Origin of the sequence: Intestinibacter sp. (assembly GCF_051866655.1) — a bacterium.
GTDB lineage: Bacteria > Bacillota > Clostridia > Peptostreptococcales > Peptostreptococcaceae > Intestinibacter.
Genome location: NZ_JBJDXL010000443.1, coordinates 1 through 12,452, shown reverse-complemented (window position 1 = coordinate 12,452; position 12,452 = coordinate 1). Strand labels below are relative to the sequence as shown.

Annotated in this window: 12 protein-coding genes; 6 read left to right on the top strand and 6 right to left on the bottom strand. The window is 30.7% G+C overall.

Annotated features, from left to right (window positions below):
• Positions 1-19 precede the first annotated feature (19 nt).
• A complete protein-coding gene (locus ACI3VO_RS13395; protein WP_439758400.1) occupies positions 20-967 on the bottom strand; it encodes an epoxyqueuosine reductase in 948 nt (315 codons plus the stop codon).
• Positions 968-1,176: 209 nt separating this feature from the next.
• On the opposite strand from ACI3VO_RS13395, the gene hpt reads away from it, so the two are divergent.
• The 3 genes from hpt to ACI3VO_RS13380 all read left to right on the top strand — a co-directional run bounded on the left by hpt (position 1,177) and on the right by ACI3VO_RS13380 (position 3,630).
• Positions 1,177-1,719 carry a hypoxanthine phosphoribosyltransferase gene (gene hpt / locus ACI3VO_RS13390; protein WP_439758399.1) on the top strand — a complete coding sequence of 181 codons (543 nt, stop codon included), beginning with the start codon at positions 1,177-1,179 and terminating at the stop codon, positions 1,717-1,719.
• A 279-nt stretch (positions 1,720-1,998) separates the two neighbouring features.
• On the top strand, positions 1,999-3,021 hold the full coding sequence (gene trpS, locus ACI3VO_RS13385; protein WP_439758398.1) for a tryptophan--tRNA ligase: 1,023 nt from the start codon (positions 1,999-2,001) through the stop codon (positions 3,019-3,021).
• Between the two features lie 162 nt (positions 3,022-3,183).
• Complete coding sequence (locus ACI3VO_RS13380; protein ID WP_439758397.1) at positions 3,184-3,630, top strand: hypothetical protein; 447 nt, start codon at positions 3,184-3,186, stop codon at positions 3,628-3,630.
• Positions 3,631-3,718: 88 nt separating this feature from the next.
• Here the strand turns inward: ACI3VO_RS13380 and ACI3VO_RS13375 are convergent, their stop codons facing one another.
• On the bottom strand, positions 3,719-4,270 hold the full coding sequence (locus ACI3VO_RS13375; protein WP_439758396.1) for a helix-turn-helix domain-containing protein: 552 nt from the start codon (positions 4,268-4,270) through the stop codon (positions 3,719-3,721).
• 137 nt (positions 4,271-4,407) lie between these two features.
• On the opposite strand from ACI3VO_RS13375, the gene ACI3VO_RS13370 reads away from it, so the two are divergent.
• Together ACI3VO_RS13370 and ACI3VO_RS13365 are read left to right on the top strand one after the other, a co-directional pair.
• Positions 4,408-5,364, top strand: a complete 957-nt coding sequence (locus ACI3VO_RS13370; RefSeq protein ID WP_439758395.1) for a PLP-dependent cysteine synthase family protein — start codon at positions 4,408-4,410, stop codon at positions 5,362-5,364.
• Between the two features lie 159 nt (positions 5,365-5,523).
• Positions 5,524-6,168, top strand: a complete 645-nt coding sequence (locus tag ACI3VO_RS13365; RefSeq protein WP_439758394.1) for a C40 family peptidase — start codon at positions 5,524-5,526, stop codon at positions 6,166-6,168.
• 102 nt (positions 6,169-6,270) lie between these two features.
• Here ACI3VO_RS13365 and ACI3VO_RS13360 read toward each other — a convergent pair whose 3' ends face one another.
• From ACI3VO_RS13360 to ACI3VO_RS13345, 4 genes are all read right to left on the bottom strand, one after another.
• The gene (locus ACI3VO_RS13360) at positions 6,271-6,903 is read right to left on the bottom strand and encodes a DUF3786 domain-containing protein (RefSeq protein WP_439758393.1); all 633 of its coding nucleotides are present in this window, start codon (positions 6,901-6,903) and stop codon (positions 6,271-6,273) included.
• 13 nt (positions 6,904-6,916) lie between these two features.
• Positions 6,917-7,576, bottom strand: a complete 660-nt coding sequence (locus tag ACI3VO_RS13355) for a hypothetical protein (RefSeq protein WP_439758392.1) — start codon at positions 7,574-7,576, stop codon at positions 6,917-6,919.
• 248 nt (positions 7,577-7,824) lie between these two features.
• The gene (locus ACI3VO_RS13350) at positions 7,825-8,523 is read right to left on the bottom strand and encodes a GntR family transcriptional regulator (RefSeq protein ID WP_439758391.1); all 699 of its coding nucleotides are present in this window, start codon (positions 8,521-8,523) and stop codon (positions 7,825-7,827) included.
• A 26-nt stretch (positions 8,524-8,549) separates the two neighbouring features.
• The gene (locus ACI3VO_RS13345) at positions 8,550-10,802 is read right to left on the bottom strand and encodes a glycoside hydrolase family 2 protein (RefSeq protein WP_439758390.1); all 2,253 of its coding nucleotides are present in this window, start codon (positions 10,800-10,802) and stop codon (positions 8,550-8,552) included.
• 443 nt (positions 10,803-11,245) lie between these two features.
• Here ACI3VO_RS13345 and ACI3VO_RS13340 point away from each other — a divergent pair.
• Positions 11,246-12,452: MFS transporter (locus ACI3VO_RS13340; protein ID WP_439758389.1), on the top strand; the 1,207-nt coding region annotated here is incomplete at its 3' end.

Sequence of the window (12,452 nt, the reverse complement as noted above, 5' to 3'; positions counted from 1 at the left end):
AAGTGCATAAGAGAAAATTTTATTTTCTACTTACACACTTTATCTTACACTCCCTGGCATTTAGAGCATTAACCTTCCATTTCCACATATCGTCTTTAGACATATACCAGAATTTTGGATTCATGACATCTCTTAAAAAGTCGTAGTCCATTTCGATTATTTTTTCTAGAGAGATATGTTCGCCTAATTCTTCTAAGCCTGGGAAATCCTCGTCTTCAGTCCATTTATCTTTATTAAAAGGACAGACATCTTGGCAAATATCGCATCCATATACCCAACTTCCAATTTCCTTCTTATATTTTTCATTAGGCATATCTAAATCCTTTAAAGTCGTCAAGTAAGATACACATGTTAAACGATTTGTCATATATGGTTCTGCCAATGCCTTTGTTGGACAAGCCTTCATGCAGAGATTGCAATTAGGAGGACATTCTTTAATTTTTACATTTGGTTTTAACTCTAGTTCTTTGTCGATGATCCAAGCTTCTAAATTTACCCATGAGCCAGAATTTGAGTAGAAAAAGTTGTTTTTTCTTATAATTCCTAAGCCTGCTTTAAAAGCTGCCCATCTCAATGCAGTTATACCATCTAGTATTTCACTTTCGGCTTTTATACCGATTTCGTGAAGATAGTTTTCGAAGGCGATACTGCTTTTATAGGCATCTGAATCTTTTCCATTTCTGTTATCTACCAAATAATATTTTGCAATTAAGCCTTTTAGATGTTCTGGAATTTTGTATTTTCCGTGACGATATGAGCATATGATGATTGATTTTGCCCAAGGAAAATTTTGTTTTATGTTTGCAAATTTTAAAAAACTTTCATTGCATTCTTTTGTCTCTGGAAATCTATCTATGCGTTCATATATTTTGTCTGCATAGCCATTCATCTCGTCTATTTTTATAATTCCGCAGTTTTCATAGCCTAATTCTAATGCTTTATTTCTTATTTGAGTACCTAAATCCATTTAAAACACTTCTTTCATAAATAATTAGTTTTAAGTTAATTATATATTAAATGAATGTGTTTTTATATGAATAAAAAAATAAAAAATGGTGAAGCTAAATACTATATAGGTTTTGTAATTATAGAAATTGTACAATACATAATATTTCTTGTAGACATAATTTATCAATCATTATAAAATAAATATATTAAAATTATGGAGGAATGACGATGGATATAGAAAAGAAAGTCTGGGAAGTATTATGTTCTGAAGAGGATATAGACAGTAGAATAAAAGAATTAGGAGCTCAAATTTCTGAAGATTACAAAGATAAGAAATTAATGGTAATTTCTCTATTGAGAGGAAGCTTCATATTCTGTGCAGATTTAGTTAGAGCGATAAATATACCAGTAAAAATCGAATTTATGACTACACAAAGCTATGGAAGTGAATTTAGCACAAGTGGTAACGTTGAAGTCGTATCAGATGTCAAAGGAAGTTTAGAAGGATATGATGTATTAGTTGTAGATGACATAACAGATTCAGCTCTTACTATGCATCATGTATTAAATCATCTAAAAGTCAAAAATCCTAACAGCATAAAATCATGTGTACTATTAGATAAACCAAGCAGAAGAAAGGTTGAATTAGTGCCAGATTATTGTGGATTTACTATAGAAGACAAATTCGTAGCTGGATATGGCTTAAACTACGGAGATTACTACAGAAATATACCTTATGTATTTGCAGTAACTGATGAAGATAGAAAATAATTGACTTTTTTTTACAAAGATAATAATATAAGAATATAGCATTAAAAATTAATATTTATTCTATGAAGAGGAAAAGTAGTTAAATTTAGGCTCAACAAAGAGAGTCGAGGACGGTGGAATCTCGGCAAGAGAGAATTTAATGAATGGGCCTTGGAGAATTGTTTTTTGAGAGGTCAAATTTTTGAATTTGGCAATTTAGGTGGCAACGCGGCAATCCCGTCCTATAGATTTAGGAGGGGATTTTTTAATGGAAAATTTATCGATAAGGAGATTAAGAATATGAGAAAAACAATATTAACAGGTGATAGACCTACTGGTAAGCTACATTTAGGACATTATACAGGTTCTTTAAAAAACAGAGTAGCTCTACAAAATCAAGATAAATACAATATGTTTATAATGATAGCAGATCAACAAGCATTAACTGACAATGCTAAAAATCCTAAAAAAATAGTAGATAGTTTATTAGAAGTAACTATGGACTACATATCTGTAGGATTAGATCCAGCTAAGACAAATTTATTTATACAATCTCAAATACCAGAATTAGCAGAACTTACAGTATACTACTTAAATTTAGTAACAGTTGCAAGATTACATAGAAACCCAACTGTAAAATCTGAAATACAACAAAAAGGATTTGGAGAAAGTATACCAGCAGGTTTCTTCGTATATCCAGTCAGCCAAGTTGCTGATATAACTGCTTTCAAGGCTGATTTAGTTCCAGTTGGAAACGACCAAAAACCAATGATAGAACAAGCTAGAGAAGTAGTAAGAAGCTTCAATAATATTTACGGTGAAGTTTTAGTTGAGCCAGAAGGAATGTACCCAGAAGGAATAGAAGGAAGACTTCCAGGACTTGATGGAAAGGCTAAGATGAGTAAATCTCTAGGAAATGCTATATACCTAAGCGACGAAGCTGACGTAGTACAAAAGAAAGTAATGAGCATGTTCACAGACCCTAACCATATCAGAGTTGAAGATCCAGGATGTGTTGAAAATAATGCAGTATTTACTTATTTAGATGCTTTCTGTAAGGACAAAGACACTCTAGAAGAAATGAAAGCTCACTACAGACGTGGAGGCCTTGGTGACGTTAAGGTTAAGAGATATTTAAACGATATACTACAAGCTGAATTAGAACCAATTAGAGCTAGAAGAAAAGAATTAGAAAAGAACAAGGATTACTTATATGAAGTTCTTAGAAAAGGTAGCGATAACGCTAGAGCAGTAGCAGCCCAAACTTTAAGTGAAGTTAGAGATGCTATGGGAATTGAGTATTTTAAAGGAATGAAATTTTAATTTAATATAATATAAATTAACGTTTAAGAAAGATATGATTGCTATATAATGGTGATTATATCTTTTTTTAATTTATAGGAAATTATATAGATTAAAATGAAAATTACAGATACAAAATATTTTGCCTTAGAATAAAATTAATAAAAAATAGGGGGCGTAAGTATGAACTTAAAAAAAGCTAGATACAAATTGGAGCATGAAGCATTGCCATTATTTTATTTTGAAAACAAAAATATATTTATGTTGACCTTGTTAGAAATTAGAGGAGAATTACTTTACGATATAATGGATGATTTTTGTGATAAAATAGAATGTGAAAATCTTTATAAAAAAGAAGATTACAAGATAGATGCTCTAAATGTAAATGAAGAAGTTAAAATAGTCAGAGTAACTATGCCAGATCCAAGGGTAGAATTAGAATGTAAATATATTTATTTTATGTTTGATTTAAAGTTTGAAAAAATGAAGTATTTTACTGTAGAAAAAGCATCATTGGGAAAAGAGCTTTTATGTGGATGGGATGAGCATCGAAATCATTTAAATTATGGATTTTGCCCAGAAGATTTGAATGAACAATTACAAAAAATAATACAAATTTATATGGGATAAAATATAGAAGTTAAAAAAGTATTAAATATAAAACAGGCTGTCGCAAAAATGAAATTTGCGATGGCCTGTTAAATTTTAGGGACTATAATTAAACTGGATAAAAATTAATTATAATCGTTTTTAAAGTTACATCACCGCTATTAGAATAAGTATGTTTATTAGAGGCAGTAAATTTAATACTATCATCTGCATTTAATATAAAAGTTTCATTATTTACTTCTAAAGTCAATCTCCCTTCTAACACCATTACGTATTCTTCTGATTTTTTAGGATGTCCTATAGAAGTATAGCTAGCACCTTGATCTAGCTCCATTTGAAAAAGCTCAAAATTGCGATTAGGTGTATTTTTATAATAACAGTAGAGATGGTATTTTTCATCTTCATTTAATTGAGGATTTATATCTGATTTTTTTATGACATAAGTATCCTGCTGTTGTTGTTCTAGTAAGGATGTATATGGAACGTTTAATGCCGAAGCTAGCTTCCAAATAGTATTTATTGTTGGATTAGTTTCTCCTTTTTCTATTTGGGAAATCATAACTTTGCTGAGTGAAGATAACTCCGAAAGCTGGCCTAAACTTAAATTTCTATCACTACGAAGTCTTTTTAGATTTTCTGCTATGATTAAATTTATATTCATTATTATTTTTCTCCTTTTGTTAATAATATTATTGACAAATATATTTAACGTACGTAAACTATAATTAACGATAAATATATTTTACTTTTGTAAATTATATTTAATTATAACTTAGCTATAAAAAGGGGGCAAGGTTTATGAAAAAAATAATTGAAAATATTTATGATGCTATTGGGGAAACTCCTATGTTAAAACTTAGTAGAATTACTGAGCACTATGGAGTAGAGGGGAATATTTTTGCAAAATTAGAATACTTAAATCCAGGATTTAGTAAAAAAGACCGTCCTGCTTTACAAATGATTGAAGAGGCAGAGGCTAGTGGTGAATTAAAGCCTGGTCAAACTGTTATTGAGCTTACTAGTGGAAATACAGGAACAGGTCTTTCTATTGTTTGTCAAGCTAAAGGTCATCCTTTTATAGCTTGTATGTCTGAAGGAAACTCTATGGAGAGAGCTAGAATGATGCGCGCACTTGGAGCAGAGGTTGTTTTAGTTCCTCAAACTAAAAATTCAGTTAAAGGTCAAGTATCTGGTGAAGATTTAAAATTAGTAGAAGAAATGGCTGTAAAATTAACTAAGGAAAGAAATGCTTTTCGTGCAGACCAATTTAACTTAAAGGGATCTTATAGAGCACATTTTCATACAGCTGATGAGATGATAGAGCAAAGTGACGGAAAGATCGATTGCTTTGTAGATATATTAGGAAGTGGAGGTACATTTGAAGGGTGTGCAAAAAAATTAAAAGAATTTAACAAGGACATACGCTGTTATGTTGTTGAACCTGAAAATGCAGCCGTGTATGCAGGAAAAGATGTTATAAATGAAGGCCGCCATAAGATTCAGGGTTGTGGATATGCTATGGATTTATCAATAGTTAATAAGGACTTAATTGACGGATGCATTGCGGTTACTGATGAAGATGTTATTCAAGTTACAAGAGATTTAGCTAGATTAGAAGGAACATTTGTAGGATTTTCATCAGGAGCAAATGTTTGTGCAGCTATTCAATTATTAAAGGGTAAGGAAAAAGGAAAAAATATTGTTCTTACTCTAAATGACAGTGGATTAAAATATTTAAGTACTGACTTATTCTAAAAGATTAGATTATTTATAATTACTTTAGGAAAATTAATAAAAAAGTTAAAAAATAATATAATACAGCTACTAAAATTAAAATTAAGAAGAATAAATTAACTAAAATCGAGCATAAAATATACGATGTAGTAGAGTTGATTTGTGAGAGGATGGGGTTTTGTGAAAAAGAAATTATCAAAAATTTTAATTGCAGTAGCTGTTCTTGTTTTATGTCTCTATGGAGTAAAAAAGATCACAGGTAAATTTGGCATAAATATATTAGAAAAGTCAAATATCGAGACTAATTACGATCATGAATGGGACAACATAAGCAAAGAAGACGAAAAAATCATAAAAAAAGCAATCTCACTGGCGAGAGAAAGAGTAGAGATGGAATATGTATGGGGTGGTAAAGGTGAAATTATGACCGAAGAAAGGCTAGACGAGCTTATTGATTATTATGGAGAAAATCAATATCCATTAGATAAGGAAAAATACATAGGAAAACAAGCCTTTGATTGCTCTGGGTTGGCGTATTGGATTTATGAAGAAGCATCAGGCGTGAATATAGGTTATTCTACTACTCAACAGAGAGAAATTTTAGAAAAATATAAGGTAGAGGGAGATTTACAGCCTGGTGATTTGATTTATACTACTAGACATGTTGTAATTTATGTAGGAGATGGTAAGATTGTACAATCTAAGAATAAGTTTGAATATCCTAAAGGCGGAATACATGAACAACCGATTGGATGGTATACTAAAGGGGTTGCTTATAGACCGATTGATTACATAAATGATAAAAATAAATTTGATAAGGAATAGAATTTAGTTTAAGGCTATAGGTAGATTCATCTGGAAATAAATTTACCTATAGCTTTTTTGAAAATAAATCTAAAAAGGTTAAAACTAAGTTGCAAATTTATTTTAATTTCCTTTCGTAATAATTTCTTTAAGTATTGAAAATAAGTGCGAAATTACAAAGAAAGTTGTTTCAAAGTGCATGTAGTCTAGTATATTTTCATCCCATAAAATCTTGATTTCTGGTGGAAAGTCACAGTCTTCATCGTAAAATATGAATTTAACTGGAAGGAAATCAAAAACATCGATTATATATCCTACATCACCTTCAAGAATTTCATTTCCATTCAATTTTTTGCAAGCTTTCTTTAAGGCTTCTATATTTCCAGAAAATAAATTTTCGTATTTTAAGAACATAGTGCTATTGCTGTCTACGTGTCCGCCGTTTACAGTTCCTTTTAAACTATTAGGAGTAGACCACTTGCCTGATAGCTTTAAGCTGTCCTTTGAATAATCAAATAAATCTAAAATCGACATTACTTCATTGTAATTTGCGTTTATGTAGTTATTGTATTTATCAGGTTTTTCGATGCTACCAGTATGTTTATTTAATCTATATTCTTGAGATAGAAAATTGATATAAAGGTAATCCTCGTCACATTTTAAGTTGAATTTTTTTGCTATTTTTTCGTGATCCCATTTAGGAAATTCTAATACAGCTTTTTCGGCTTGAATTTCGTAATTTGTTTTTTTTATCATATAAATTTCCCCTTTAAAAATTTTGTACGATATTTATAAAGAAATCTTTTATATCGTTTAAATCATCTATAGAATCGAAATCGAAGCTTATATGACCATTTTCAGAATCGAATACATGGATTATATAAGGTGTTTTATCTAAAAATAATCTACAAATCCATTTGTTATCATCGTTTTTATAATTTAGTTGAAGATAATAATCACATTTTGTGTAATTTATATCATCTGGATTGACTGTATCTTTTACGACATTTTTGATTAAATCGAAGGCGTTTTTTTCTGCATCAGTCAAGTTTTCTTTAGCTAACTTTTCTTCAACCAATTGCTTAGCTTCTATTTCTTTATGGGTATTATCGCAATTAGTATCATCTAATTCAATGATAGTTTCTGGATTGAGTTTTTTAGTTATCTTATTTTGTAATTTACAAGCATTTTCAAGATATCTGTCAACCTTTTTTATATCATTTTCTTTTAAATTCAAACCTTTAAATTTATTTAGTTCATTTTTTAATTCGTTTAATTGTATATAAAATTTTTTTAAATCTGCTTCATTTAATTTTTTACCTAATTGGTATTGTATGTCGTTTAGCTGACACCATACTTTTGATATTGCTATTTTATTTGGATCGGTAGAAGGCTTTGGCATATTAAAAAAAGGGTGTTTTTTCTCCATAATTATTTAATTTCCTTTCCGTATATATTCTCTATAACTTTAAGGATAAATGATTTTAAATGTTTGCGCAATTGATAAATAAAAAGAGAATGAAATAAATGCGGTGATTTACTTCATTCTCTCGTTTATTTTATAAGAAAGTAAGGATAAAATTTTCAACTTTGGTTTTATTTTATAAGAAAGTAATTAGATAAAAATTTTCAACCTCTGTTTTAATTTTGTAAGTATTGTTTTAATCGAATTTTAATTTAATGATGGCAATCAATAAAATAGTCAGAGTACTGAAGCAATAGCGCTGAACTATTTCTGAAACCATCGTATATATGTTTACTTATAATTGTCTGCAATGCTTCAATGTCCTTTTTAGTAAGTGCTTCTACAATAGAGCAATGCTCTTCGTATAAAGTCTGTATATTGTTATCCCCGTGTAAGTTTATCAATGAGCGGAATCTTTCGTAGTGCTGGTTGATTCCGAATATCATATTCCATATGCTTTCTTTGCCGGCGATACGGAATATTAATTTATGAAAATTATTGTCGTATTTTATGAAATCAGTTACTGTATGTTCATCGCCAGTTGCATTTTGTAAGAATCGCTTTTGTTCGTTCAAGCTAAATTCTAGCTTAAGCTCATCTGCTTCAGAAAAAGATATTGCCAAGTCCTTTAAAATAGATTGCTCAACTACTTTACGGATGTAAAGCACGTCTGAAATCTGGTTTATGTCCATAAGTGATACGAAGGTTCCGATATGAGGTTTTACCTCAAGTAGACCTTCATTTGCTAGAGCCTTGAAAGCATCACGCACTGGAGTACGAGATACATTGTACTTGGTTGCAGCATCTGTTTCACTTATAGAGCTTCCAGGAGCCAATTTAAGACTTAGTATATCCTCCTTCAACCCTGTATAGACAACATTTGATGAAGCGTTATTTTTTTTGTTTGCCATCTAAGTTTTCCCCTGTTTTTTAATAATTATTTTTCTATTTTGTTTAATTGCTCATTTAATTTAGCAACTTGTGGATTATCGCATTTGATTCCCATGAAGTTTAAGATAGACATAAGTGTCATTGTACTAGCCATATTTAGCATTTCTTCAGTCATAGGGATTCCTTCAGCGTTTTCATTTAATTCTTCAAGTGCTTTTAAAGCTACTTCCTTTGCAGCTTCGTTTTCAAATATATTTCCAAAAGTATCTTTTATTGAGTAATACCCTTCTGGAAATTCTAGCATATTTCCAGTTGTTATGTCAATCCAGTTCTCTACATTGCCACCTGCAGCAGTATCTTTTAATACATATTCATCAGTAGCTTCTTCTATACGGTTTAATTTTATTTCGTCAGTTAAGTCTCCTGCTTTAACTGAGATAGTATTTTCGCCTAGAGCTAGAGGTACATTTTCAAATGTGAAGACTTTATTTCCTTCTAGAGTTTTGAATTCTTCTCCATTTACGAATAAAGTAACACTGTTTAAGTTAGAGTAAACTTTTACAGTAGTTGCTTCGTGAGCTCTATTTACATATCTACGTCCGCATATATGAACCATTGGTTTAGTAGCCCAGTAAGCTTGGTATATATAGAAGGCGTCTTTTTTGATTTTACGGTCGTATGTTATTAGACCTTTGTTGTTACGTCCTTGAACTCCACCTTCATCGCGGTTATCAGCTGCGAAATCGAACATATTCCATACGTAAGTTGCCCATAGGAATGGTCTTTCATCGAATATTTTTGCCATGTGTTCGTGGTATAGAGCATGGTATTCTTCTGAGTAATCTTTTACCTTAGGGTCATCTGAATGCCATTTTAATATACCTTCAGCACCGTATTCTGATATACCTAAGCATCTATCTGGGAAACGAGTGTGGTAATCATCTATCCAGTCTTCGTTTTGAGTTAATTCACCCATGTACCAACCGAAGTAGTGGTTGTAAGCTATTATGTCTGGGTAAGTTGCAGCTGGACTTGCAGGATCAAGTATGCATAAGTTGGCTACAGTAGTTTTTCTAGTTTTATCTAGAGAGTGAGCTAAGTCGTTTACTGCATTAAGATTTTCTATTAACGCTTCGTCCTTGTCGCCCTTCATTGTTATTTCATTAGAAACTCCCCAGAAGCATATAGAAGGGTGGTTGTAGTTTTGTACTATTAATTCCTTCATTTGGTTTAGTGTATCTTGTTTAGCTTCTTCTGTATTCATAAATACAGATATGAATGGTATTTCAGCCCAAACTACCATACCGTATTTATCACATAAATCGTAGAAGTATTGGTCGTGTTGGTAGTGAGCAAGTCTTATAGTGTTTGCTCCAACTTCACGGATAAGCTCCATATCTTCGTCGTGTTCTTTAGTAGTAAGAGCCCAACCCATATCTTCTCTATCTTGGTGTCTAGAAACTCCACGAAGAGAGTAAGGTTTACCATTTAATATAAATCCTTTATTAGGGTCTACCTCAAATGAACGAACACCGAAATTAGCAGAAACCTCGTCTATAGCCACATGGTTTAAGTAAAGAGTAGCAACTGCTCTATATAAATATGGATCTTCTATACCATTCCAAAGATGTGGATTTTCCATAGTTAAGTTTGTTTCTGTCATATTAGAAGGAGTATCTTCTAATACTAAATTGTTTTCTTCATCGTATATAGAGTATTTGATAGTTAAATTATTAACTATGTTAGATACAAAAGATTTTACATTTATATCGCAAGTTCCGTTTTCATTTAAAACTGGAGTAACTTGTATTCCAGGAGCCCCACAGTATTCTAAATCAAAGTGAGTTTCAGCAACCTCTATTATATTTACATTTCTGTATATACCACCGAAAAATGTGAAGTCGGCAACTTGTGGGTAAGTTTTTTGGTTAACTGTGTTATCAGCTTGAACTAATATTGTATTTTGTCCATTTTTTAATTGGTTAGTTATATCAAATCTGAAAGTAGAGAATCCACCTATATGCTCTCCAACATGAGTGTTGTTTACATATACATTTGCTATACAGCTAACACCTTCGAATTCTATAAAGTATTTTTTATTTTCTTTTATTTCTATATTTAATTCCTTGCGATACCAAAATTTATCGCGGATATAATCTCCACCACCGTCTTGGCCATCTAAGTTATTCCAAGTGTGAGGAATGTTTACCTTATCTCCATTTGCTGTCATTGCATTGTCTGCGCTGATATTTTCTTTTATAAAGATCCAATCAGCGTTGATTGATGTAATTTGTCTCATAAGAACCTCCATTTTATTAATTTTATGAATAGTATTATTATACTAGCTGTTTATTATGTGTATATGAAATTTATATAGATACACTTGTATACTAGTATATGGAAATTTTATCTTTGATAAATAAAATTTATTGAGATTAATTATACTATTTAAAAATTAGTTATGTCAATATAAAAAAGGTTTTCAAAAAATAATATTGAGTATTTTACAGCAATATATAAAAAAATTTTTATTGAAAATAAATTTATTGTTTACAACTTGTATACAAGTGTGCTACTATTAGATTGTTATTAAAATAACACAATCGATTGGTGTTGATTTGTAAATGAATAAACTACAAATAAACTACATGATAACAAAATTTAAAAATAAAAATTACAGAAATAATAATTAAAAATCTAAAAGACAAAACAATTAAAAAATTAAGCATCGGGGGTTTCAAGATGGACTTACGTGAAGTGAACAACTTAGGATTAGAATCAGACAAAACAACTACAAAAGCTTTTGGAATAAAAGATAAAGTAGGTTATTTATGCGGTGATTTAGGAAACGATTTTATGTTCCTATTTGCGAGTATGTATTTAATGATATTTTACACAAAGGTATGGGGCGTTAGTGCTTCATTAGTAGGTGTGTTATTTTTAGTATCTAGATGTATAGATGCGTTTACAGATATAACAATGGGACGTATCGTCGATAAAGCTAAAGCTACAAAAGACGGTAAATTTAAGCCATGGATAAAAAGAATGTCAGGACCAGTTGCAATATCGAGTTTCTTAATGTATCAATACAGCTTAGCAGGAGCTTCTATGACAGTTAAAGTAATAGTGATGTTTGTAACTTATATATTATGGGGTTCTATATTCTATACATCAATAAATATTCCATATGGATCAATGGCATCAGCTATAACTGATAAACCAGATGAGAGAGCATCTCTTTCAACTTGGAGAAGTTTAGGAGCAACATTTGCATCTGTTATTATAGGAGCAATAGTACCACAAGTTATATATTATGCAGATGCCAATGGAAATCAATTAGTAAGTGGACCAAAATTCACTTTAGTAGCAGGTATATTCTCAATATTTGCATTAGTTTGCTATATAGTTTGTTATAAATTAACGACAGAACGTGTTAAGTTAGAGCCTGCACAAAAAGAAAGTGCATCTCTAGCAGAAACTTTTAAAACAGTAGTATCAAATAGAGCTTTATTATCAATAATAGCTGCAGCGATAGTTTTACTATTAAGTAGTTTTATGTCTCAAACAATGAACACATATTTATTTGCGGATTATTTCAAAGATATAAATGCTTTATCAATGCTTAATATGATAGGTTTACCGATAAACCTAATGCTAGCAGCAGTAGTAGTAAAAATATCAGCTAAAGTTGGTAAAAAAGAATTTTCAGCAATGGGTATGTTTTTAGCAGGAGCAGGTTACATATTAATATACTTCTTAAAATTAGAAAGTTCTTGGGCATTCTTAGGATACTACACAGTAATAACACTTGGTGTAGCAATATTTAACATGCTTATATGGGCAAAAATAACTGATGTTATAGATTATAACGAAGTTAAATTTGGAGATAGAAATGACGGTATAATATACGGAGTTTACTCATTCTCTAGAAAAATAGGACAAGCTCTAG